This window comes from Sphingomonas kyeonggiensis, from assembly GCF_014204495.1.
In the GTDB taxonomy this organism is placed as follows: domain Bacteria; phylum Pseudomonadota; class Alphaproteobacteria; order Sphingomonadales; family Sphingomonadaceae; genus Sphingomonas; species Sphingomonas kyeonggiensis_A.
Map to the genome: position 1 here is coordinate 1390674 of NZ_JACHLN010000001.1, position 22709 is coordinate 1413382.

Annotated in this window: 19 protein-coding genes; 14 read left to right on the top strand and 5 right to left on the bottom strand. The window is 67.1% G+C overall.

All coding sequences use genetic code 11. The features are described from left to right. The first annotated feature begins 30 nt into the window (after nucleotides 1–30). From HNP52_RS06840 to HNP52_RS06860, 5 genes are all read left to right on the top strand, one after another. Entirely contained in the window at nucleotides 31–2271 is a 2241-nt protein-coding gene (locus tag HNP52_RS06840) for a xanthine dehydrogenase family protein molybdopterin-binding subunit (protein WP_184164241.1), read from the top strand. Next, a complete protein-coding gene (gene hemH, locus HNP52_RS06845; RefSeq protein ID WP_184164245.1) occupies nucleotides 2268–3275 on the top strand; it encodes a ferrochelatase in 1008 nt (335 codons plus the stop codon). The genes HNP52_RS06840 and hemH overlap by 4 nt, the downstream gene beginning before the upstream one ends. Before the next feature lie 37 nt (nucleotides 3276–3312). Continuing rightward, nucleotides 3313–4035: an acetoacetyl-CoA reductase gene (gene phbB, locus HNP52_RS06850; protein ID WP_184164248.1), complete on the top strand. Its 723-nt coding sequence runs from the start codon at nucleotides 3313–3315 to the stop codon at nucleotides 4033–4035. 189 nt (nucleotides 4036–4224) lie between these two features. Further along, nucleotides 4225–5223, top strand: a complete 999-nt coding sequence (locus HNP52_RS06855; protein ID WP_184164251.1) for an esterase-like activity of phytase family protein — start codon at nucleotides 4225–4227, stop codon at nucleotides 5221–5223. Nucleotides 5224–5306: 83 nt separating this feature from the next. After that, nucleotides 5307–5525: a hypothetical protein gene (locus tag HNP52_RS06860; protein WP_184164253.1), complete on the top strand. Its 219-nt coding sequence runs from the start codon at nucleotides 5307–5309 to the stop codon at nucleotides 5523–5525. Between the two features lie 88 nt (nucleotides 5526–5613). Here HNP52_RS06860 and rpmB read toward each other — a convergent pair whose 3' ends face one another. Then, a complete protein-coding gene (rpmB, locus tag HNP52_RS06865; RefSeq protein WP_116839891.1) occupies nucleotides 5614–5910 on the bottom strand; it encodes a 50S ribosomal protein L28 in 297 nt (98 codons plus the stop codon). A gap of 173 nt (nucleotides 5911–6083) precedes the next feature. On the opposite strand from rpmB, the gene HNP52_RS06870 reads away from it, so the two are divergent. The 4 genes from HNP52_RS06870 (at nucleotide 6084) to HNP52_RS06885 (ending at nucleotide 8488) form a co-directional block, all read left to right on the top strand. Next, a complete protein-coding gene (locus tag HNP52_RS06870; protein WP_184164256.1) occupies nucleotides 6084–6380 on the top strand; it encodes a hypothetical protein in 297 nt (98 codons plus the stop codon). After that, nucleotides 6380–6577 (top strand): YqaE/Pmp3 family membrane protein, encoded by a 198-nt coding sequence (locus HNP52_RS06875; protein ID WP_184164258.1) that lies wholly within the window; start codon nucleotides 6380–6382, stop codon nucleotides 6575–6577. Before HNP52_RS06870 ends, HNP52_RS06875 begins: the two co-directional genes overlap by 1 nt. 98 nt (nucleotides 6578–6675) lie before the next feature. Continuing rightward, entirely contained in the window at nucleotides 6676–7107 is a 432-nt protein-coding gene (locus HNP52_RS06880) for a nucleoside deaminase (RefSeq protein ID WP_184165147.1), read from the top strand. Between the two features lie 73 nt (nucleotides 7108–7180). Then, entirely contained in the window at nucleotides 7181–8488 is a 1308-nt protein-coding gene (locus HNP52_RS06885; protein ID WP_184164262.1) for a hemolysin family protein, read from the top strand. 279 nt (nucleotides 8489–8767) lie between these two features. On the opposite strand, the gene HNP52_RS06890 is transcribed toward HNP52_RS06885, so the two are convergent. Continuing rightward, nucleotides 8768–9586 (bottom strand): hypothetical protein, encoded by an 819-nt coding sequence (locus HNP52_RS06890; protein ID WP_184164265.1) that lies wholly within the window; start codon nucleotides 9584–9586, stop codon nucleotides 8768–8770. A 72-nt stretch (nucleotides 9587–9658) separates the two neighbouring features. Next, the gene (locus HNP52_RS06895; protein ID WP_184164268.1) at nucleotides 9659–11449 is read right to left on the bottom strand and encodes a VWA domain-containing protein; all 1791 of its coding nucleotides are present in this window, start codon (nucleotides 11447–11449) and stop codon (nucleotides 9659–9661) included. Nucleotides 11450–11659: 210 nt separating this feature from the next. Between HNP52_RS06895 and HNP52_RS06900 the strand changes: the two genes are divergently transcribed. After that, nucleotides 11660–12868: an HD-GYP domain-containing protein gene (locus HNP52_RS06900; protein WP_184164271.1), complete on the top strand. Its 1209-nt coding sequence runs from the start codon at nucleotides 11660–11662 to the stop codon at nucleotides 12866–12868. Here HNP52_RS06900 and purD read toward each other — a convergent pair. Next, nucleotides 12865–14127, bottom strand: a complete 1263-nt coding sequence (purD, locus tag HNP52_RS06905) for a phosphoribosylamine--glycine ligase (RefSeq protein WP_184164274.1) — start codon at nucleotides 14125–14127, stop codon at nucleotides 12865–12867. The two genes, HNP52_RS06900 and purD, sit on opposite strands and share 4 nt — an antisense overlap. Here purD and xseA point away from each other — a divergent pair. The 4 genes from xseA (at nucleotide 14126) to HNP52_RS06925 (ending at nucleotide 19942) form a co-directional block, all read left to right on the top strand. Continuing rightward, nucleotides 14126–15502, top strand: a complete 1377-nt coding sequence (gene xseA / locus HNP52_RS06910) for an exodeoxyribonuclease VII large subunit (protein ID WP_184164277.1) — start codon at nucleotides 14126–14128, stop codon at nucleotides 15500–15502. The two genes, purD and xseA, sit on opposite strands and share 2 nt — an antisense overlap. Nucleotides 15503–15532: 30 nt before the next feature. Next, a complete protein-coding gene (locus HNP52_RS06915) occupies nucleotides 15533–15733 on the top strand; it encodes a DUF2093 domain-containing protein (protein WP_184164280.1) in 201 nt (66 codons plus the stop codon). Then, a complete protein-coding gene (locus HNP52_RS06920) occupies nucleotides 15733–16635 on the top strand; it encodes a M23 family metallopeptidase (RefSeq protein ID WP_184164283.1) in 903 nt (300 codons plus the stop codon). The genes HNP52_RS06915 and HNP52_RS06920 overlap by 1 nt, the downstream gene beginning before the upstream one ends. A gap of 256 nt (nucleotides 16636–16891) precedes the next feature. After that, on the top strand, nucleotides 16892–19942 hold the full coding sequence (locus HNP52_RS06925; protein ID WP_184164285.1) for a TonB-dependent receptor domain-containing protein: 3051 nt from the start codon (nucleotides 16892–16894) through the stop codon (nucleotides 19940–19942). A gap of 110 nt (nucleotides 19943–20052) precedes the next feature. On the opposite strand, the gene clpB is transcribed toward HNP52_RS06925, so the two are convergent. Next, the gene (clpB, locus tag HNP52_RS06930) at nucleotides 20053–22632 is read right to left on the bottom strand and encodes an ATP-dependent chaperone ClpB (protein WP_184164288.1); all 2580 of its coding nucleotides are present in this window, start codon (nucleotides 22630–22632) and stop codon (nucleotides 20053–20055) included. Nucleotides 22633–22709 lie beyond the last annotated feature (77 nt).

Genomic DNA, 22709 nt, shown 5'->3' on the forward strand with positions numbered 1-22709 from the left:
CATCAAGGGCCGCAGGATAGAGCGGGCGGGATGAAGGTCGATGTCGGCAAGCTCCAGAAGCTGGATCGGCGCACGCTGCTGATCGGCGGCGGCGTGGGCGTGGGGCTGGTGGTCGCCTGGGCGGTATGGCCGCGGACCTATCTCCCCAATCTCACCGCGGCGCCGGGCGAGAGCCTGTTTGGCGCCTGGATCAAGATCGGTACCGACGGGCATGTCTCGGTCGCGGTGCCGCAATGCGAGGAAGGGCAGGGCGTGTTCACCGCCATGCCGCAGATCATCGCCGACGAGCTGGGCGCGGACTGGAAGCTGGTCGGCGTCGAACCGGCGCCGCTCAATCCGCTCTACGCCAATCCGCTGGCGGCCGAGGAATTGTTCGAGCTGGCGCTGGGCGGCCTGCCCGAGCAGCTGCGCCGCACCCATGCCGCCCGCACCGGGCTGATGCTCACCGGTTGCTCGACGTCGATCCGCAGCTTCGAGGATCAGCTGCGCCATGCCGGCGCCACTGCGCGGGTGCTGCTGTGCAAGGCGGCCGCGCGCCGCTGGGGGACGGAATGGCAGAGCTGCGACACCGCCGCCGGCCAGGTGATCCACGGCAATTCGAAGCTTGGCTTCGGCGCATTGGCGGCGGAAGCCGCGGCGGAAAGCGTGCCCGGCGACGTGCCGCTGCGTACCGGCGAGACCAACCGGCTTTTCGGCCAGCCGCTGCCGCGGCTCGACGCGCCGGCCAAGGTTGATGGCAGCCTGGTCTATGCCGCCGATGTCCGTCTGCCGAACATGGTGTTCGCCTCGATCCGGATGGGGCCGATCGGCGAGACAGAGCTGGTGAAGCTGGATCGGGCGGCGGCCAACAGGATCCCCGGCATGCTCTCGATCGTGACCACGAAGGACTGGGTCGCGACGATCGCCAATAATGGCTGGGCGGCGGAGAAGGCGATCGACGCGATGCGTCCGCGCTTCAAGACGCCCGAGGAGGTGATCAACAATGATTCGATCGCCGATGCGCTGAACGCCGCGTTCGATGCCGACGGCGCACGTGTTCATGAGGCGGGGAACCTCGCCGCCGATTTCCGTGGCGCCAAGGTGGTGTCGGCCGAATATCGCGTCGATGTAGCGCTCCATGCCGCACTCGAGCCGATGACCTGCACCGCGCATTATCATGACGGGCTGCTCTCGATCTGGCTGCCGACCCAGGCACCCGGGCTGGCGCGCGCCGCGGCGGCGCGGGCGGTCGGCATCTCGGAAGGCGCGGTGACGGTGCACGCAACGATGGCGGGCGGCTCGTTCGGCGCCAAGCTCGAGCATGAAGTGGCGGCGCAGGCGGCCCTGCTCAGCCAGAGCGTCGGCCGGCCGGTGCAGCTCACCTGGCCGCGCGGCGAGGACATGCGGCACGACCGCTATCGCCCGCCGGCGATCGGGCGGATGACCGGCAAGCTCAATCCGCAGGGACAAGTGACCGGCCTGCTTGCCAAGATCTCCACGCCGGAGACGGGGCGCGAGCTGGCGACGCGGCTGCTCGGCGGCGATCCGGTGGTGCAGGCGTCGCTCGCGCTGCCGGGCAAGGGCGATCCCTCTGCGGTGGCGGGTGCGCAACCGGCCTATGGCATCGCCAATTATGCGGTGGACCATCATCCGGCCGCGATCGGTGTGCCGACCGGATACTGGCGCTCGGGTGCGCATAGCTACACCTGCTTCTTCACCGAGAGTTTCATGGACGAGCTGGCGCATGTCGCCGAGCAGGATGCGGTCTCGTTCCGCATGGCGATGCTTGGCGGCGAGACGCGGCTTGCCCGATGCCTGCAGACCGCGGCCCAGCTCGGCGGCTGGCAAGGCGGGCAGCCCGGCAGCGGCCAGGGCATCGCCTGCCATGCGTTTCGCGGCTCCTATATCGCGGTGATGGCCGAAGCGCGGCTCGAAGGGCGCAAGGTCAAGGTCGAGCGGCTGGTAGCGGCCGTGGACTGTGGGCGAGTGGTCAATCCGGACCTGGTCACCCAGCAGATCGAAGGCGGGCTGCTGTTCGGCATGGCGGCGGCGCTCGCGGGTTCGACCAGCTTCACCGAGAATGTCGCGGACGTACGCGAGCTCTCCGAGCTTGGCCTTCCGACGCTGGCGGACGCGCCGGACATCACCGTCGAGATCCTGCGTAACGGCGCCGATCCCGGCGGGGTCAGCGAGCTGGCGGTACCGCCGGTCGCGCCCGCCATCGCCAACGCGCTGCAATCGGCAAGCGGGGTGCGCTTCCGCGTGCTGCCGCTGCTCTCGGACGCCGAATGACCCTGCCCGCCGATCACCCGCCGGTTGCCGCGCCGAAGATCGGCGTACTGCTGGTCAACCTCGGCACGCCCGATGCGCCGGACGCGCCGTCGGTGCGGCGTTATCTCGGCGAGTTCCTGTCCGATCGGCGCGTCGTCGAGATTCCGCCGCTGCTCTGGCAGCCGATCCTGCGCGGCATCATCCTGCGCACCCGCCCGAAGAAGTCGGCGCATGCCTATCAGCAGGTCTGGCGCGAGGACGGTTCGCCGCTCGCCGCGATCACCAGGGCCCAGGCCCGGGCGCTCCAGGGCGCGTGGGGCGAGCAGGTGCTGGTCGATTACGCGATGCGCTATGGCTCGCCCGCGATCGGCGGGCGGATCGCCGCGCTCAAGGCGCAGGGTGCCGAGCGCATCCTGCTTGCACCGCTCTACCCGCAATATTGCGGGGCGACGACGGCGACCGCCAATGACAAGGCGTTCGAGGCGCTGGCAGCCATGCGCTGGCAGCCGGCGATCCGCACGCTGCCGCCCTATCATGACCACCCGGCCTATATCGCCGCGTTGAAGGCTTCGGTGGAGGCGAGCCTCGCGAAGCTTGATTTCGAGCCCGATGCGATCCTGGCCAGTTTCCACGGCATGCCGGCGCGCACGCTGGAATTGGGCGATCCCTATCATTGCCACTGCCAGAAGACGGCGCGGCTGCTGAGCCAGGCGCTGGGCCGCGAACTGGTCATCACCTTCCAGTCGCGCTTCGGCCGGGCGAAATGGCTTGAGCCGGCGACCGATGCGACGCTGGCGGCGCTGCCGGGCAAGGGTGTGAAGAAGGTGGCGATCGTCGCGCCCGGCTTTTCGGCGGACTGTCTGGAAACGCTGGAGGAGCTGGCGATCCGCGGGCGCGAGACGTTCCTCGGCGCGGGTGGCACCCGTTTCGCCTATCTCCCCTGTCTCAACGACAGCGAAGGCGGCATGGCGATGTTGCGTACAATTTTGAGCGAGGAGCTTGCGGGCTGGAGCCAGCCTGCCTAGCGTTTCGCGAAACCCCGGTAATTGGAGAGGATAAGGCATGGCACGCGTAGCGATCGTGACGGGCGGCACCCGCGGCATTGGCGAGGCGATCAGCGTTGCCCTCAAGGACGCCGGGATGATCGTCGCCGCCAACTATGCCGGCAATGAGGAGAAGGCCAAGGCCTTCACCGAGCGCACCGGCATCGCTTCGTACAAATGGGATGTGGGCGATTATGACGCCTGCCATGCGGGCGTGAAGCAGGTCGAGGCCGAGCTCGGCCCGGTCGATGTGGTGGTCAACAATGCCGGCATCACCCGCGACGGCACCATCCTCAAGATGAGCCGCGACATGTGGGAGGATGTGATCCGCATCAACCTGGGCGGCTGCTTCAACATGGCGCATGCGGTGTTCCCGGGCATGCGGGACCGGAAGTGGGGCCGCATCGTCAATATCGGCTCGATCAACGGCCAGGCCGGCCAATACGGCCAGGTCAATTATGCCGCCGCCAAGTCCGGCATCCACGGCTTCACCAAGGCACTGTCGCAGGAGGGCGCGCGTTTCGGCGTGACCGTGAACGCGATCGCGCCGGGCTATATCGACACCGACATGGTCGCCGCGGTGCCGCCCGAAGTGCTCGAGAAGATCGTCGCCAAGATCCCGGTCGGCCGCCTCGGCCAGGCGCACGAGATCGCGCGCGGCGTAGCGTTCCTCTGCTCGGACGAGGCCGGCTTCGTCACCGGATCGACGCTGTCGATCAACGGCGGCCAGCACATGTACTGATATGACGAGGGCCGCCCCTTGGGGCGGCCCTCAGCCCTCGATACGCTACGCGAGGGAAAAAACGGTTCTGCCGTAACAACACCCTTGTCCTAGCGCAGTTCCCTTTATTTTCTCCTGAACGCGCTGGTCATCTGGCGTTCATCTTTCCGGCACTGGTCCTCGGGCGCCCAGTCGCTATGAGCGAGCGTGATGCTGCTCCGCTCCGCAATCGCCCTGTTCTCGCTGGCTTTCATCCTGCTGCTGTCGGCGTCGGGCCGCGAAGGCCGTGACCTGTTCGGCAGGACGCCGCGGATGACGGTGGAGCGGGTGCCGCTCGACCTGCACGATCCCGCGCGTACTCGGGTGGGGGCGCTCACCTATCTTGGCGGTATCAGGCTCAGGAGCCCGGAACGGGCGTTCGGCGGCTTCTCCTCGATGCGGATCAAGGGCGATGACTTCACCCTGCTCAGCGATGGGGGCACCTTCATCCGCTTCCGCATGGGCAAGGACTGGGCGCCGCGCGACGTGCGGTTCGGCGATCTGCCGGATGGCCCGAGAAGCGGCTGGCTCAAGGCGGATCGCGATTCGGAATCGATGACCAGCGATCCGGCCACCGGGCAGGTCTGGGTCGGCTTCGAGCAATATAACGCGATCTGGCGCTATGACGCGGACCTCACCCGTGCCGAGCGCAGTGCCCGCCCGCCGGCGATGCGCGACTGGTCGGACAATGGCGGGCCCGAATCACTGGTGCGCCTGCATGATGGCCGCTTCGTCGTGCTCGGCGAGACTTCGCGGCCCAAGGGCAGCCGGATCGGACGCGAGGGGCTGTTGTTTCCCGGTGACCCGACCATTCCGGGCATCAAGCCGGTCCGCTTCGTCTACATGCCGCCCAATGAGCTGTACGACCCCAGCGACGCGGTGCAGTTGCCGGATGGCCGGCTGATCGTGCTCAACCGGCGCTTCTCGGTGCCCGGGCTGTTCACCGCCAAGCTTACCCTGATCGATCCGCGCGCGATCCGCCCTGGAGCGGTGCTGCGCGGGGCCGAGATCGCCACACTGGCCGCGCCGCTGCTCCACGACAATTACGAGGCGCTGGCGGTGACCCGCGAAGGCGACGACACGATCCTGTGGATCGCGTCGGACGACAACCAGCAATTCTGGGAATGGTCGCTGCTGCTCAAGTTCCGGATCGAGTTCGCGAAGCGCTGAGCGGGGTTGCCTGCCGCGAAATACTTCCCATCGGTCGGAGGATGCTCCAGAATATTGCCCAGACCATAGGAATGGGAGGGGCAATGTTCATCATACCTGGCGTCTTGGGGGCCTGGATGGGCTGGCTCGTCCTGAAGGCGCTCACCGGAGGCGCGGTGACCGCGAGGAGCGTCACCTACCGGCGCGTGGAGGAGCCGCTCTGGTTCTGGCTCGCGACGTCGATCTACGCGTTCCTATTTCTCTTCCTCACCGGAGCCGCGGTGCTGTGGTTCTGGCGAGGCGTGTTCCCGCGTCCATACTGACAGCCATAGCGGCGGAATCCACACATGCGAAAAGCCCGCCCTCCGCTTGGAGAACGGGCTCGCATTGAGCCGTCGAAGGAACGGGCTGTTAGGCCGCGGTCTTCTCGGCCGACGCCTTGCGCACTTCGCGCTTCAGGCGACGGGCACGCAGCGACAGATCGTCGTCGCTGGTCTTGAGCAGCCAGTTGTCGAGGCCGCCATTGTGCTCGACCGAACGCAGGCCGTGCGTCGAAACGCGCAGGCGCACGCTGCGGCCCAGCGAATCGCTGATCAGCGTGACGTTCTGCAGGTTCGGCAGGAACGTACGCTTGGTCTTGTTGTTGGCGTGGGAAACGTTGTTACCCACCTGCCGGCCCTTGCCGGTCAGCTCGCAAATGCGCGACATCGCTTGATATCCTGGTTTGAGCCCTGGCGAACCACGGCCGGAAAGGCGGCGCGAATAACCGTAATGGGACGGAGCGTCAACCGATTCGCTCGAAGAAACGCCTTGTACCCATGCAACCGCCATGGTTGATGCGGCGTTGATTACGCAAACGATTCAATTGGGGAGATGAAGCGATGCGTGGAATTCTCGTGCTTATCGGACTGATCGCGCTTGCCGTCGTGGTGCTGATGTCGGTCGGCATGCTGCGGATCGAGCAGCAGCAGGGCGCGACCATGCCCACGATCACCTTCGACGCAAAGGGCGGCCAGCTGCCCAAATTCAAGGCCGAAACGGGATCGGTGGGGATCGGAACCACCAACACGACCGTTGCAGTACCGACGGTAGAGATGAAGAACACCACGGTCACCTTGCCCACCATCGAAGTGAAGCAGGCCGGCGCCACTCCGACGCCGACGCCCGCCGCGAAGTGATGGCAGCGAGCCCCGGACCCATCGCGGCGGCGATCCTGCTGCCGCCGCTGGGCACCTACTTGGCAAGGGGGGCGGGGCGCGACTTCTGGATTACTTGCGGACTGACGGCGCTCGGGTTCCTGCCCGGTGTCGCGTTCGCGCTGTGGAGCGTGTTGCGCGATTCGGAGGTTAGGTCGGCCGAACCCGCGACAGCTTGATGTCTTGGCTGTTCCCCGGCCTTCACCGGGGAACAGTTCTGGTGACGACGCAAGCCTTCCACGCTACGCACCTCTCCATGTTCCCGCTCCCCGAACCCATGCGCCTGGCGCTCGATGCAGCCCGCGCGGCCGCCGAGGCCGGCGAGGTGCCGGTGGGCGCGGTGCTGGTGCAGGACGGCAAGGTGATCGCCACCGCGGCCAATGCGCCGCGCACGCTCCGCGACCCCACCGCCCATGCCGAGATGCGGGTGATTCGCGCCGCCGCCGAGCGGCTGGGCCGCGAGCGTCTCGAGGACTGCGACCTTTGGGTGACGCTCGAGCCCTGCGCGATGTGCGCCGGCGCGATCGCCCATGCCCGGATCGCGCGGGTCTATTATGGTGCCGGCGATCCCAAGGGCGGCGCGGTGGAGCATGGTCCCCGCTTCTTTACCCAGCCCACCTGCCATCACCGCCCGGAGCTCTACCCCGGCATCGGCGAGGCGGAAGCCGGCGAGATCCTGCGCGATTTCTTCCGCGAACGGCGCGGCTAAGCTGTCATTTCATTGCGCGGATGCAACACCGGTTGCCGCGTGGCCCCCTGTGCGGATATGAAGGCGCCGCACCATGTTAGCGCCTTTCCCCTGGATAGACGTAGCGATCATCTTCGCGCTGATCGTTCTCAACGGCCTTTTTTCGATGTCCGAGCTGGCGATCGTCTCGTCGCGCACCGCGCGGCTGGAGGCCATGGCCCGGGCTGGTCGCAGCGGTGCGGGCGCCCGTACCGCGATCCAGCTCGCCGCCGATCCGGGCAAGTTCCTCTCCACCGTGCAGATCGGCATCACGCTGATCGGCATCATCGCCGGTGCCTATTCGGGCGCCAGCCTGGGCGAGCCGACCGCGCAGCGAATCGCGCTGCTGGGGGTCAGTGACGAGCTGGCGCATACGCTCGGCATCGCGATCGTCATCGGCCTCACCACCTTCGGCTCGCTGGTCGCGGGCGAACTGGTGCCCAAGCAGTTCGCGCTGCGTTCGCCCGAGCCGATCGCGGTGCTCGTGTCGGTGCCGCTGCTGTGGATCAGCCGCCTGACCGCGCCGCTGGTCTGGCTGCTCGATTCGACCACCAAGCTGATCTTCCGCCTGATCGGGCTCGACCGCGAATCGGAGAACAGGGTCACTGCCGAGGAGCTGCACCTGCTCGTGGCCGAAGCCAGCAAGTCGGGCGTGATCGAGGAGCATGAGCGCTCGATCATCTCCAGCGTCGTCCGCCTTGCCGACCGGCCGGTGCGCGAAGTGATGACGCCGCGCACCGATGTCGACTGGGTCGATGTGAACCTCGACGCCGACGGCATCCGCGAGGCGCTGCTGCTCACCCCGCACACCCGCCTGCCGGTGGCCGAGGGCTCGGTCGACACGGTGATCGGCGTGGTCCAGGCCCGCGACATCGCCGCCGCGCTGTTCCGCGGCGAGGCGCTCGACCTGCGCAAGCTGATGCGCGAGGCGCCGATCCTGCCCGACACGGTCGATGCGATGGACGCGCTGGGCGCGCTGCGCCGTGCGGAGGTGCCGATGGGGCTGGTGCATGACGAATATGGCCATTTCGAAGGCATCGTGACGCCGGCCAACCTGCTCGCGGCGATCGCCGGCGAGCTGGCATCGGACGTCGAGCCGGGCGACAACCCCAATATCGTGACCCGCGAGGACGGCTCGCTGCTGGTCTCCGGCCAGATGCCGGCGGACCTGCTGGCGGAGAAGCTCGGCCTCGATCTCGACGAGGATCGCGACTACGCCACGGTTGCCGGCCTGGCGCTGGCGGTGCTCAAGCACCTGCCGACCGAGGGCGAGAGCTTTGTCGAACAGGGTTGGCGCTTCGAAATCGTCGACATGGACGGCCGCAAGATCGACAAGCTGCTGGTGGACCGGGCGGAGAAGTAACCCGCGCTCAGGGCTTCCAACAGCGCGTGGGTGGCGACTCGCGAAAGTACACAAAGTACAGGCCAAGAGCGGGTTTCTCGGTGCGCTATGCGCCCTGTTTTCCCCGGAACGCCGCACATCGCGTAACTTTCTTGCGCGGGCGTGATCCTATTTTTCCAACCGGGTCAAAGGATGACCGGCTTGGGGGCTGGCCGCGCAAGCCAGGCAGAGGAAATCCTACATTGCAAGCGCGGCAGAGCCGCTCCCCGGCTTTCGCCGGGGAACCGAGGAACGGCAGTGTCAGAGCTTCCCGAACACGCCCTCGAAGCCGGCAATGTCTTCCTTTGCCAGGAAGCTCGCCTGCTCGATCCAGCGATCGCGGTGGATGCGGCCCTGGAAGTCGCCGAGCTTGGCGTCGAGCGCATCGGCTTCCTCGGGGGTGAGCGCCGCGAGCTGGGCGAAGCTGGTGATGCCGACGCTGTTGAGCTTTTCGCCCAGGCGCGGGCCGACGCCCTTCATGCGGGTGAGGTCGTCCGCCGTCGGTGCGGCAGGCGCGGGCGCAGGCTCGGGTGCTGCGCTGACAGGCTCGGGCGCTGGCGCGGGCTCGGCATGCGCAGGTTCGGCGATGTCCGCCGCGAGCGAAGCGGGCGATGCCTCGAGCGGCGCGGCAGCGGCGATCGGTTCGTCGGCGAGCGGCTCTGCGACAGGCGCTTCCTCGACGACGGGCGGTAACGGCGCCGGGACGATCTCGGCGACAGGCTCGGGTGCGGCGACAGGCTCCGGCTCCGCAACCGGGGCAGGCGCCGGGGCTACAGGTTCTGGTTCCACAACCGCAGCGGGAGCCTCGGCAACCGGCTCGGGTGCCGGCGGAGCGAGAGGTGCCTCGGCGAGAGGCGGCGGCGGCGGGGCGACCGGCGGGGTGATCGGCCGGGCGGCCGTGTCCTCGCGATATTCCTCGTTATACTCCTCGATCTCCTCGCGCGCCTTGTTGCGGCGAGAGGCGAGGCGGGCCCCGAAGATCAGGATGAACAGCGCGAAGACCACTCCCGCCGCGATTGCCGCGAACGGGAGGGTCAGCCAGACCGGGGCTCCGTCAAAGAGCGGTTGCGTGCTGTCCATCTGCGCTTTCCCCGTCATGCAAGTTTGCGATTCCGGGCACCTGCATAACGTGGTGCGGCGCAGCGCGACAAGCTAGTCGCTCGACCCCGGCTTGGAGTGTCCCGAATCGGCAAGCTTCACCAGCCGGGTGAACTCGGCCCGCCAGTAGTTGCTGGAGGCCGGCGCGAGGGCGCCGATCTGGGTGTAGCTGTAGCCGTTGAGGTATTTGTCGCCGCGCAGATGCTGGCCGAACGCGGCGACCGAGGTGACGAAGGCCATGTCGCCGCTGGGCGCACGGGCGCCCTGCATCAGGCTGGCCGGCACCGGGCGCTCGATCAGCTTCGAGGTCTCGCTGCCGGGCGCCTTGTAGCGCAGTTTGACAAAGGCCATCTCGCTGCCGGTCGAGGCAGCCGTGGCCGGGCGATTGGCATCGTAGCGCCGATCCGGCGTCCATCCTTGGGCATTGGCGGGGACGACTTCATAGAGCGCGGTCACCTGATGCCCCGCGCCGATATCGCCGGCATCGACGGTATCGTTGTTGAAGTCCTCCTCGGCCAGCGCGCGGTTCTCATAGCCGATCAGGCGGTACTGCTTCACCTGGCTGGGGTTGAACTCGACCTGGACCTTCACGTCCTTGGCGATGGTGAAGAGCGTGGCGGATAGCTCGTCGTCGAGCACCTTGCTCGCCTCCATCGCGCTGTCGATATAGGCATAGTTGCCGTTGCCGACATCGGCGATGCGCTCCATCATCGCTTCGTTGTAATTGCCCTGGCCGAAGCCGAGCGTGGTGAGCGTGATGCCGTCGTCGCGGTTCTTCTTCACCAGCGCCTCGAGCGCCTTCTTGTCGTTGATGCCGACGTTGAAGTCGCCATCCGTGGCCAGGAAGATGCGGTTGATACCGCCCTTCATGTAGTTGGCCCGCGCCACCGAATAGGCGAGCTGGATGCCCTCGCCGCCCGCGGTGGAACCGCCGGCCGAGAGGCAGTCGAGCGCGGCCTTCACATATTCCTTCTTGTAGGTCGGCTCGAGCACCACGCCCGCCGCGCCCGCATAGACGACGATCGAGACGCGGTCCTTCGCGGTCAGTCCGTCGGCGAGCTGGGTGAGCGCCTTCTTGACCAGCGGAAGCTTGTCGGCGTCCTCCATCGATCCCGAGACATCGACCAGGAAGACGAGATTGGCCGGCGGCCGCCCCTTGGCATCGACGTCATAGCCGCGCAGGCCGATGCGCAGCAGCCTCGTCTCGGCGTTCCACGGCGTGGTCGAGACGTCGGTGGTCACGCTGAACGGCACGTCCTGCGAGGTCGGGCGCGGATAATCGTAGCGGAAATAGTTGATCATTTCCTCGGTGCGCACCGCGTCGGCGGGCACGTCCTGCCCCTGGGTCAGGAAGCGGCGGACATTGGAATAGGCGCCGGTATCGACATCGACCGAGAAGGTGGAGACGGGCTGCTCGGCAACCGCCTGGATCGAGGCGACGGCCTTGCCGTCATAGCGCTCGGTATTGCCTGGCGCGCCATAGGGCTGGGGCCCCGTGATCCGGCTGCCGGTCACCACGGGCGCGCTGGCGGCATAGCCGTTCGCGACGCGCTTCTGGGCGGTTACGCTCAGCGCTTCGGCCATTGGCGCGGACGGCGGGGGAGGCGGAGCCGGCATCGGCTCGGGCGTGGGCATTACCGTCGGCATGGGCGGCGGAGCATAGCCCAGCGGCCGCGGCATGCGGCGGCCGCGGTCGCGCGCGCTATCATTGTCTTCGCGCACGCAGCGGACCGGCGAATGGCGGTCCTGGCTGGCGGCGACCGGACCGGCCTTGGGCAAGGGCGGCGGCGCGGCGGAGGTGGTGAGCAGGGCGGAACAACCGATCAACAGTGCGGAACGCGACATGGCAACTCTCCCCTTCAGAGTGCGGCGCGCGAGTCGCTGCGCGCCCAGGGATGGAATGTCGCGTTTTCGAGATGAGCGCCAGATGAACGAGATGTTATTATGTATCATTTCAATTTGTGTAATTTGCGCGGATTTGCCGGATTGAATCGGGTGTCGCGGCCCGTGCGGCGGGCAAATCTCCTAAGATAGGAGGAAGAATGTGAGACCGAATTGCTTCAACGGATATCGCCCAGCCAGGTAAAACTTGGAATGTTCATCCACGGCTTCGAAGGCTCGTGGCTGAAGCATCCCTTCTGGCGCTCGCGATTCCTGCTGGAGCGGCCGGCCGACCTGGCGCTGCTGCGGACCTGCGACGTGACCGCGGTGGTGATCGATCTCAGCCGCGGCGTCGGTCCCGATCCATCCGCGCCGCCTCCGCCCCCGCCCGCGCCGATGTTCCTTCCCGAGCCGCTGGCCGAGGCGGTGAAGGCCGATCGCGACTATGCCCGGCGGACGATCGCACGCGCGCACGGCGTGGCGCGGGGCATCTATGAGAATGCCGGGCAGGGGCGGCCGATCGACGCGCGCGAGGCGACCGCGGTGGTGGCCGAGATTGCCGATTGCGTCGCCCGCAATCCCGGCATGTTCGTCGACATGGCGCGGCTCAAGTCCAAGGACGAATATACCTATCTCCACTCGGTCTCGGTCTGCGGGCTGATGGTCAATCTGGCCCGCCAGATCGGGCTCGACGAAGCGGCGATGCGCGCAATGGGGCTGGCCGGGCTGCTCCACGATGTCGGCAAGACCAGCGTGCCGGCCACGGTGCTCAACAAGCCGGGCCGGCTCGACGATGCCGAGTTCGCGATGATCAAGCGGCACCCCGAGGCCGGGCATGCGATGCTGCGCGGCGCCGAGGGGATCAACCAGGAGGCGCTGGACGTCTGCCTGATGCATCATGAGAAGATGGACGGCAGCGGCTATCCGTTCGGCCTCAAGGGCGCGGAGATCAGCCTGGCCGCGCGGATGGGCGCGATCTGCGACGTGTTCGACGCGCTGACCTCCGACCGTGCCTATAAGGACCGCTGGACCCCGTTGCGCGCGGTCACCGAGATGTTCGGCTGGACCGGGCATTTCGATCCGGAACTGATGTTCCAGTTCTGCCGCAGCATCGGCGTGGCGCCGACCGGGCTGCTGGTGCGGATGGCCTCTGGCCGGCTCGGCGTGGTGCTGCCCGATGGCGGGCAGGGCCTGCGCAGCATGGTCCGCCTATTCTACTCGGCCGAGCACCGCCGGATGATCCCGCTCGAGGATATCTTCCGCGGGATGAAGGAAGTCGTGGTCGGGCTGGAAAACCCGGCGGACTGGGGCTTTTCCGACTGGGATGCCGCGGTCCGCCTGCTTTCCGAAGGCCATAACGCGCTGCCGGATTCGCAGCGCTAGCCTTCGCGGGCGATCTCGCGCCAGCCGATGTCGCGGCGGCTGAAGCCGGTGGGGAAGTCGATCGCGTCGACTGCGGCATAGGCGGCAGCCTGCGCGTCCTTCACCGTATCGCCCAGCGCGGTGACGTTGAGCACGCGACCACCGCTGGAGACCAGCGTGTCGCCGTCCATCCGGGTGCCGGCATGGAACACCTTGGCGCCGGTTGCCTCCGCCTTGTCGATGCCGGCGATCGCGCCGCCGGTTTCGGGCGTGCCGGGATAGCCGTTGGCGGCCATCACCACGGTGAGCGCGGTCCTGGCCGCGAAGGTCGGCGCCGGCTGGCTGGCGAGCTCGCCCTTGGCCACGGCCAGCATCAGCGCGAGCAGATCGCCGGTGAAGCGCAGCATCAGCACCTGGCATTCGGGGTCGCCGAAGCGGGCATTGTACTCGATCAGCTTGGGGCCGGTCGCGGTCAGCATCAGCCCGGCATAGAGCACGCCCGAATAGGGTGCGCCCATCCGTGCCAGCGCCTCGACCGTGGGGCGGACGATCTCGTCGATCGCCTGGGTCTCCAGCGCCGGGGTGAGCACCGGGGCGGGGCTGTATGCGCCCATGCCGCCGGTGTTCGGGCCGGTATCGCCGTCACCGACGCGCTTGTGGTCCTGCGCCGATCCGAAGGAGACGAGCGTCTCGCCGTCGGTCAGCACGAACAGGCTGGCTTCCTCGCCTTCCAGGAATTCCTCGATCACCACGCTGGCGCCGGCATCGGCGAAGATCGCGCGGACCGCGCCTTCCGCTTCCTCATGGGTGAAGGCGACGGTGACGCCCTTGCCCGCGGCCAGGCCATCGGCCTTGATGACGACCGGCAGGCCGAAATCCTCGAGCGAAGCGAGCGCGCCGTCGCGGCTCTCGCAGCGGACATAGCCGGCGGTCGGGATCTTCTCGCGGGCGCACAGGTCCTTGGTGAAGCCCTTCGAGCCTTCGAGCTGGGCGGGCAGCTTGTTCGGCCCGAACACCGCGATGCCCATGGTGCGCAGATTGTCGCCGAGACCCGCGACCAGCGGCGCCTCGGGCCCGATCACGACGAAGCCGATCGAATGGCGAAGGCAGAAATCGATCACGCCGCGATGGTCGTTCACCGCGATGTCCACGATTTCGGCATGCTCGGCTATTCCCGGATTGCCCGGGGCGGCGTAGAGCCGTTCGAGCAGCGGCGATTGTGCGAGCTTCCATGCAAGAGCATGTTCGCGGCCGCCCGAGCCGAGCAACAGGACATTCATGAGCGACCCCTTCTTCGATACACCAGCGCGGCTCGTAGCCGAGCAGGTGGCGGGCGACAACGCACCGGCGCTATCGGTCAGCGAATTATCTTCGGCGCTCAAACGGATGGTCGAAGGCGAGTTCGGCCATGTCCGCCTGCGCGGCGAAATCTCGGGCTGGAAGCGGGCGGCTTCGGGCCATGCCTATCTGGCGCTCAAGGACGCCGATGCGGTGATCGACGGGGTGATCTGGCGCGGTGCCGCCAGCGCGATCCCGTTCGCACCGCAGGACGGGCTGGAAGTGATCGTCACCGGCAAGCTGACCATCTATCCGGGGCGCTCCAAATACCAGATCGTCATCGAGCGGATGGAGCTGGCCGGCGAAGGCGCGCTGATGGCGCTGTTCGAGAAATTGAAGGCCAAGCTCGCGGGCGAGGGGCTGTTCGATCGTGCGCGCAAGCAGCCGCTGCCGTACATGCCCAGGGTGATCGGCGTGGTGACGTCGCCGACCGGTGCGGTGATCCGCGACATCCTGCACCGGCTCGCCGATCGTTTCCCCAGCCATGTGCTGGTCTGGCCGGTCAAGGTGCAGGGCGACGGCGCGGCGCAGGAAGTCGCCAATGCGATCCGCGGCTTCGATGCGCTGGCGGAAGGCGGCGCGGTGCCGCGGCCCGACCTGCTGATCGTCGCGCGTGGCGGCGGCTCGATCGAGGATCTCTGGGCGTTCAACGAGGAAGTCGTGGTCCGCGCGGTTGCCGATTGCCGGATCCCGGTGATCTCGGCGGTGGGGCATGAGACCGACACGAGTCTCTGTGACTATGCCGCGGACCTGCGCGCGCCGACGCCAACCGCGGCGGCGGAGATCGCGGTGCCGGTGCTGGCGGACGTGCGCCATACCATCGCGACGCTGGCGCACCGGACCGAGCGTTGCGTGCGTCGCTATCATGAGCGCGCCGGCGAGCGGCTGGCGGCTTTGGTCCGCGTGCTGCCGCGCCGCGACGCGCTGCTTGGGCCGCAGCGCCAGAAGATGGACGATCTCGGCGGCCGGCTCGATCGCGCGCTGGAGCGCCGGGTCACCGTGGCGCGGGGCGTGCTCGATCGCTCGGCCGGCGCGCTGCGCCCGGCGATGCTCGACCAGAAGCTGTCCGCGGCGCGCCAGCGGCTGGAGGGGATCGGCCGGCACCTCGATCTGGTCCATCCCAATCGCCCGCTCGAGAAGGGCTATGCCTGGGTCGAGGCGCGCGGGACCAGCAAGGTGATCGGTACTGCCGAAGCCGCGCGCGGTGCCGGCGCCGTGACGCTCCACTTCATCGACGGGGCCGTCGACGCGCGGGTTGAGCGCCCGGGCGCCAAATCCTATGATGCGCCCAAGCCCGAACAGCCCAGCCTGTTGTAAGAGAAGAGCCATTTCGAGGATGCCGCGCCCATGCTGATGTCGAACCCCGTCGCCCGCGCGGCCCGCCTCCACTTCATGGCCAATGGCTTTCGCGTGCTGACCCCGGGCGATCACGTCGTCTGCGCGGTCAGCGGCGAGAAGGTGCCGCTGCAGATGCTGCGCTACTGGAGCGTCGCCCGGCAGGAGCCCTATGCCTCCGCCGCGCTGGCGATGCAGGCGATGCACGGCTGATGGGGCTCGCCGCGCGACTGCCCGCCGCCGTTCTGGGCTTCGTGCTGCTCGGCAGTGCCCAGCTTCCTGCCCTGCCGGGCTCCCCGGTCGCGGAGGCGATCGCCGCGCCGATTCCCGCCGCTCCCAATGTCGCCGGGCCCTTCATCTTCCAGGGCCAGCTGATCCAGGGCGGCGCCGTGATCGGCACCGCGCCCAAGGGCGCCAGCATGCTCACGCTCGACGGGGAGCCGGTGCCGGTAACGCCGGATCGCAAGTTCCTGATCGCCTTTGATCGCGACCATGGCCCGAGCGCGACGCTGGTGGCGACGATGGGCGACGGCAGCCAGCAGCGCCAGGTGCTGGCGATCGCGCCGCGTGCCTGGGATATTTCACGTTTGGATACACTTCCGAAATATCCGGTGCCGCGCCCGGAGTTCGAGCGGGTGCGCCCGGCCGAACTCGCGCAGATCAATGCGGCGCGGAAAATGCAGACCGATGCGACCGGCTGGCGGCAGATGCCCTTCTTCTGGCCGGCGGTTGGACGCATCTCCACGCTGTTCGGCTCGCAGCGTATCTATCGCGGTGAGCCGGGGTCCTATCATTCCGGGATCGACATCGCCCGGCCTACCGGCACGGTGGTGCTCGCGCCGGCCGATGGCGTGGTCATCCTTGCTGCCGCCAAGCCCTTCACATTGGAGGGGAATTTGCTGATGATCGATCATGGCGCGGGGCTCAACAGCGCCTTCATGCACTTGTCGAGAATCGACGTGAAGCTGGGCGAGCATGTCCGTCGGGGCCAGCCCATCGGCGCCGTGGGGATGACTGGGCGCGCGACGGGGCCGCACCTCCACTGGAGTCTCAAGTGGCGTGACGCGCGGATCGATCCGCTGCTTGTCGCGGGGTCGATGCCTGTTATCGATTGAGGCGCGAATGTGTCGCGCTGCAACATAAAGCAACACAAAACGAGGTTGTTGCGCAATATTCTGCCCGTTGTTGTGGCATTTTGGCTACAGGTTTGTTGAAAGCGCGCGCAGCATGGCCTTCCCAGTTTACAGGGAGGGGGTCCACATTCACGATCCGTTCAAGCTTCGCCATCCCGACACGTGAGTTGCACACGAATGGATGGTGAAGCGGGGAGACAATCCGGCTGTAAAACAGCCGGACAACAGAGGGATCATCATGAAGAACTCGCAGATCACCCTGCGCGGTAGCACGGCGCTGTTTGCGCTCGTACTCGCGGGCGCGACGGCGGCTACGCCGGCTTTTGCCCAGACCACGCCGACGCCGACGCCGTCGACGACCGTCCCGGCCACTCAGGACAACAGCAGCCAGGACGAAGGCACGATCGTCGTCACCGGCTCGATGTTCCAGAGCGCCGCCGGTGCAGCGACCCCGTCGCCGGTCACCGTCGTGACCGCCGAGAATCTCGACAAGCGCGGCATCTCGACGGTGCAGGACGCCATCCAGTCGCTCGCTTCGAACAACGGCCCGGCGCTGACCAACAGCTTCTCGGCTAACGGCGCGTTCGCGGCCGGCGCATCGGCCGTGTCGCTGCGCGGCCTTTCGACCAACTCGACCCTCGTGCTGTTCGACGGCCTGCGCGCGGCTTACTACCCGCTCGCCGACGACGGTTCGCGTAACTTCGTCGACCTGAACACCATTCCCGACGACATCATCGAGCGCATCGAAGTGCTGCGCGACGGCGCGTCGTCGACCTACGGCGCAGACGCGATCGCGGGCGTGGTCAACATCATCACCAAGAAGGAAGTGAAGGGCTTCAGCGCACGCGCCGAAGCAGGCATTTCCGATCGTGGCGATGCTCCGAGCTATCGTCTGACGGCCTCGGCCGGCACCGGCGATCTCGATGAGGACGGCTACAACGCCTATCTCTCGGGCTTCTGGTACAAGTCCGAAGCGCTGATGAACAAGGATCGCGCCTATCCGTACAACTCGGACGACCAGACCGGCATCTGCTTCGAAGGTCACTGCGGTGGTACTGCGGTTCGCAACAACATCAGCCCGTCGACCGGCCAGGTGGTGCTCAGCACCGGCGCGAACTTCATGGTCCGCCCGTACGACATCACCAACACCACCACGCCGGCAGGCAGCCGCTACCAGAACCTGAGCGGTTGCGGCATCGGCACGCTGGTCAACCTGACGGCCGCGCAGCAGACCGCGACCTCGCCGTCGTCGGTCTGTCAGTATGACGCGACCAACCTGTGGGGCACCATCACGCCGAACATCGAGCGCTTCGGCGTTTCGGGCCGCGTGACCGCTCGCCTGGGCGACACGATCGAGGCGTATGCCGAAGTCAACTTCATGCAGAGCAGCGTGGACTACACCGGCTTCCCGGCGACCATCTACGGCACTGCGCCGACCGGCATCTACGGTCCGACCTTCTCGACCAGCTCGAACACCGTTCCGCCGCGCGCGGCCGGCTCGGGCATCCTGGCGCTTCCGGTCTATGTCTGCCCGCGCGCCAACGGCGCTTCGGCAACGATGGTCAACGGCGTCCCGACGGTTCCGGGCTGCACCGCGGCCAATGGCACGCTGAACCCGAACAACCCGTTCGCGGCGGCTGGTCAGGTCGCTCGCCTGATCGGCATGGACACCAGCGAGGTCACCTATAACGCGACCCGCAACCGTGCGTATCGTGGCGCTCTCGGCATCACCGGCAACCTCTCCGACAACATCACCTTCAATGTCGGTGCGACGGCGATGCACACCGACCTGCGTCGCACGCAGGACGGCTATGTCTACATCCAGCACCTGCTCGATGTGATCGCGGACGGCACCTACAACTTCCGCAACCCGTCGGCGACGCCGCAGTCGGTCCGCGACTATCTGACCCCGGTCAACGTCGTGAACGCCAGCTCGGAGCAGTTCCAGTTCCAGGCGAGCCTGAGCGCTGCCGTGGTCGACCTTCCGGGTGGCCCGCTGCAGATCGGTGTCGGTGGCTCGATCCGCTACGAGGGCGTCGATGCTCCCTCGGGCAACTCGGACATCAACGGCCCGACCCAGCGCTACTTCACGCTGAACGCCTTCGGCACCAGCGGTAATCGTACCATCAGCTCGGCCTTCGCCGAACTCGATGCGCCGATCACCGAATGGATCGGCCTGAACGCTTCGGGTCGCTATGACCGTTACTCGAGCGGCCAGGACGCCTTCTCGCCGAAGGTCGGCCTGAAGGTCACCCCGATCAAGCAGCTGGTGCTGCGCGGCACCTACTCGCGCGGCTTCCGTATCCCGTCGTTCGGCGAAGCCAACGCTCTCCCGACCACTGGCTATGTCACGCCGTCGTCGAGCGCGTTCACCAACGCCTATCTGGCCCAGTACGGCGCGGCCTGCACCGTCGCCAACTTCGCAGCAGGCTGCCCGGCCTATGTGAAGCAGAGCTACGGTCTGACCACGCTGGCCAGCCCGAACCTGAAGCCTGAAAAGTCGCGCAGCTTCACCGCCGGCGCGATCTTCGAGCCGATGCGCGGCATCTCGTTCACGGTCGACTACTACAACATCAAGAAGACCGGTGCGATCACCTCGCCGGATACCGGCTCGGCGCTGCAGGCTTACTATGCCGGCACCGCGATCGATCCGACGATCCGCGTGATCGCGGACGCGCCGGACATCAACAATCCGACCGCCAAGCCGCGTGTCGCGTTCATCGAATCGACCCTGATCAACGCCGACACCATCAACTCGGAAGGCCTGGACTTCACCGCCAGCGCCGACGTCAAGGTCACCGAGGGCTTCCGTATCTCGACCTCGCTCGAAGCCAGCTACATCCTGAAGCTGTCGACGATCGTGGCGGGCCACGAGGAGCGCTATGACGGCACGCTCGGCAACTTCAACCTGACGGCGGGTTCGGGCACCCCGAAGTGGCATGGCAGCTGGCTGACCACGTTCGACTTCGGCAGCCTGCAGCTGAACGGCACTGTCAACTATTTCGGCGGGTACAACCTGTCCGCGATGGACCAGGGCGACGACTATAAGGACTGCGGATCGAGCCTCGGCATCACGCCGTGCGACGTCAGCAGCTACGTCACCTTCGACATGAGCGTGCGCTACAAGGTCAACGACAAGTTCTCGATCTACGGTGTCATGAACAACGTCTTCGACCGCATGCCTCCGATCGATCCGGTCACCTATGGTGCCAACAACTACAACCCGGTTCAGGGTGGTCAGGGCATCCTCGGCCGCTATCTGAAGGCCGGCGTCCGGGTGAACTTCTAAGTCCACCTGACGGCAAAAAATCGGGGCGGCTCCTTCGGGAGCCGCCCCTTTCTTTTGCCTGCGATATTGGCGATGCGCGCCGCCCCGGCACGCGCCGGAACGGCGGAAGGTCAGGCGACCGACAGCGCCAGCGCTCCGTCGCCTTCGTCGATCTTCACCGTCGATCCGTCCTTCACGTCACCGCGCAGGATCATGTCGGCCAGCGGATCCTGGAGGTAGCGCTGCACGGCCCGCTTGAGCGGCCGCGCGCCATAGACCGGATCATAGCCCACCCGACCCAGCCAGGCGCGGGCGGCATCGGTCAGGTCCAGCCCGATCTTGCGATCCTTGAGCAGCTTCGCGACGCGGTTCACCTGGATGTCGACGATCGGCGCCATGTGCTCGGCCGCCAGCCGGTGGAACAGGATGATCTCGTCCAGCCGGTTGAGGAACTCCGGGCGGAAATGCGCGCGGACGATCTCCATCACCTGCGGCTCGACACTGTCGACCGACTGCCCCTCGCCGAGATTGGTGAGGAACTGGCTGCCCAGGTTCGAGGTCAGGATCACGATCGTGTTCGAGAAGTCGACCGTGCGGCCCTGGCCGTCGGTCAGGCGCCCGTCGTCGAGCACCTGCAGCAGGACGTTGAACACGTCGCCATGCGCCTTCTCGACCTCGTCGAACAGCACGACCTGATAGGGCCGCCGCCGGACCGCCTCGGTCAGCACGCCGCCTTCCTCATAGCCGACATAGCCGGGAGGGGCGCCGATCAGCCGTGCGACCGCGTGCTTCTCCATGAACTCGCTCATGTCGATGCGCACCATCGCGTTGGGATCGTCGAACAGGAATTCGGCGAGCGCCTTGGTCAGCTCGGTCTTGCCGACGCCCGTCGGGCCGAGGAACAGGAAGCTGCCCAGCGGCCGGTTCGGGTCCTGCAGGCCGGCACGCGAACGGCGCACCGCGGTCGACACGGCCTTCACCGCATCGGCCTGGCCGATGACGCGCTTGCCGAGCTGCTCCTCCATGTTGAGGAGCTTCTCGCGCTCGCCTTCCATCATCTTGTCGACCGGGATGCCCGTCCAGCGCGCGACCACCGCGGCGATGTCCTCGGCGGTCACTTCCTCGCGCAGCATCGCGCCGCGGCTAGTGTTCCGGGCCTCCGCGAGCTGCTTCTCCAGCGCAGGGATCGCGCCGTAGCTGAGCTCGGCCATCTTCGCGAGGTCGCCCGCGCGCTGCGCCTGGTCGAGCTCCCCGCGCGCGGCATCGATCTGCGCCTTGATCTGGGCCTCGGCGTTGATCTTGTCCTTTTCCCCCTGCCAGCGGGTGGTCAGCTCGGCCGACTGCTGCTTGAGGTTCGCGAGTTCGCTCTCGAGCGAGGCGAGCCGGTCCCTGGACGCGGCATCGCTCTCCTTCTTCAGCGCCTCGCGCTCGATCTCGAGCTGCATGATCCGGCGATCGAGGTTCTCGATCTCCTCGGGCTTGGACTCGACTTCCATGCGGATGCGCGAAGCCGCCTCGTCCATCAAGTCGATCGCCTTGTCGGGCAGGAAGCGGTCGGTGATGTAGCGGTTCGACAGCGTCGCCGCCGCGACGATCGCGCCGTCGCTGATCCGCACGCCATGGTGCAGGTCGTACTTCTCCTTGATCCCGCGCAGGATCGAGATGGTATCCTCGACCGTCGGCTCGCCGACGAACACCGGCTGGAAGCGCCGCTGCAGCGCGGGGTCCTTCTCGACATATTTCCGATACTCGTCGAGCGTGGTCGCGCCGATGCAGTGCAGTTCGCCGCGCGCGAGCGCCGGCTTGAGCAGGTTGCCCGCATCCATCGCGCCCTCGGTCTTGCCCGCGCCGATCAGCGTGTGCATCTCGTCGATGAACAGGATGATATGCCCTTCCGCGGCCTTGACCTCGTCGAGGACGCCCTTGAGTCGCTCCTCGAACTCGCCGCGATACTTCGCGCCGGCGATCAGCGAGCCCATGTCGAGCGACATGAGCGCACGGTCCTTGAGCGTATCGGGCACGTCGCCATTGGCGATGCGCAGGGCGAGGCCTTCCGCGATCGCGGTCTTGCCGACGCCTGGCTCGCCGATCAGCACCGGATTGTTCTTGGTGCGGCGCGCCAGGATCTGGATGGTGCGGCGGATCTCCTCGTCGCGGCCGATCACCGGATCGAGCTTGCCGGCCCGCGCCGCCTCGGTCAGGTCGCGCGCGAACTTCTTGAGCGCGTCATAGCGGTCCTCGGCGCCAGCGGTGTCGGCGGTCCGGCCGCCGCGCAGCTGGTTGATCGCGGCGTTGAGCGCCTCGGGGCGTGCACCGGCCGCCTGCAGCGCCTTGCCCGCCGCGGTGTTCAGCGACAGCGCCAGTGCTACGAGCAGCCGCTCGACCGTGACGAAGCTGTCGCCGGCCTTCTGGGCGATCTGCTCGGCCTGGTCGAGCACCCGCACCGTGTCGTTGTCGAGCCCCGGCGTCTGCTGCGCGCCGCCGCCCGATACGGCGGGGATCTTCGACAGCGCCAGGTCGGTCTCGCTCAGTGCACGCTTCGCGTCGCCGCCGGCGGCGTTGATCAAGCCGCTGGCCATGCCCTGCTCGTCTTCGAGCAGCGCCTTCAGGATATGCTCCGGCGAGATCCGCTGATGGCTCATCCGGATCGCAACGGTCTGCGCCGACTGGAGGAAGCCCTTGGCGCGGTCGGTGAATTTCTCGAGGTTCATGCTCGTCCCTGTTGGTTCCTGCCCCGCGAGATAGTGTTGCAAAGATGCAACACAAGGGGCGCTTCCTGCGCTAGTCG

Coding starts and splice junctions, on each gene's coding strand:
- HNP52_RS06840 (WP_184164241.1), top strand. CDS start 31: ATGAAGGTCGATGTCGGCAAGCTCCAGAAGCTGGATCGGCGCACGCTG.
- hemH (WP_184164245.1), top strand. CDS start 2,268: ATGACCCTGCCCGCCGATCACCCGCCGGTTGCCGCGCCGAAGATCGGC.
- phbB (WP_184164248.1), top strand. CDS start 3,313: ATGGCACGCGTAGCGATCGTGACGGGCGGCACCCGCGGCATTGGCGAG.
- HNP52_RS06855 (WP_184164251.1), top strand. CDS start 4,225: ATGCTGCTCCGCTCCGCAATCGCCCTGTTCTCGCTGGCTTTCATCCTG.
- HNP52_RS06860 (WP_184164253.1), top strand. CDS start 5,307: ATGTTCATCATACCTGGCGTCTTGGGGGCCTGGATGGGCTGGCTCGTC.
- rpmB (WP_116839891.1), bottom strand. CDS start 5,910: ATGTCGCGCATTTGCGAGCTGACCGGCAAGGGCCGGCAGGTGGGTAAC.
- HNP52_RS06870 (WP_184164256.1), top strand. CDS start 6,084: ATGCGTGGAATTCTCGTGCTTATCGGACTGATCGCGCTTGCCGTCGTG.
- HNP52_RS06875 (WP_184164258.1), top strand. CDS start 6,380: ATGGCAGCGAGCCCCGGACCCATCGCGGCGGCGATCCTGCTGCCGCCG.
- HNP52_RS06880 (WP_184165147.1), top strand. CDS start 6,676: ATGCGCCTGGCGCTCGATGCAGCCCGCGCGGCCGCCGAGGCCGGCGAG.
- HNP52_RS06885 (WP_184164262.1), top strand. CDS start 7,181: ATGTTAGCGCCTTTCCCCTGGATAGACGTAGCGATCATCTTCGCGCTG.
- HNP52_RS06890 (WP_184164265.1), bottom strand. CDS start 9,586: ATGGACAGCACGCAACCGCTCTTTGACGGAGCCCCGGTCTGGCTGACC.
- HNP52_RS06895 (WP_184164268.1), bottom strand. CDS start 11,449: ATGTCGCGTTCCGCACTGTTGATCGGTTGTTCCGCCCTGCTCACCACC.
- xseA (WP_184164277.1), top strand. CDS start 14,126: ATGAGCGACCCCTTCTTCGATACACCAGCGCGGCTCGTAGCCGAGCAG.
- purD (WP_184164274.1), bottom strand. CDS start 14,127: ATGAATGTCCTGTTGCTCGGCTCGGGCGGCCGCGAACATGCTCTTGCA.
- HNP52_RS06915 (WP_184164280.1), top strand. CDS start 15,533: ATGCTGATGTCGAACCCCGTCGCCCGCGCGGCCCGCCTCCACTTCATG.
- HNP52_RS06920 (WP_184164283.1), top strand. CDS start 15,733: ATGGGGCTCGCCGCGCGACTGCCCGCCGCCGTTCTGGGCTTCGTGCTG.
- HNP52_RS06925 (WP_184164285.1), top strand. CDS start 16,892: ATGAAGAACTCGCAGATCACCCTGCGCGGTAGCACGGCGCTGTTTGCG.
- clpB (WP_184164288.1), bottom strand. CDS start 22,632: ATGAACCTCGAGAAATTCACCGACCGCGCCAAGGGCTTCCTCCAGTCG.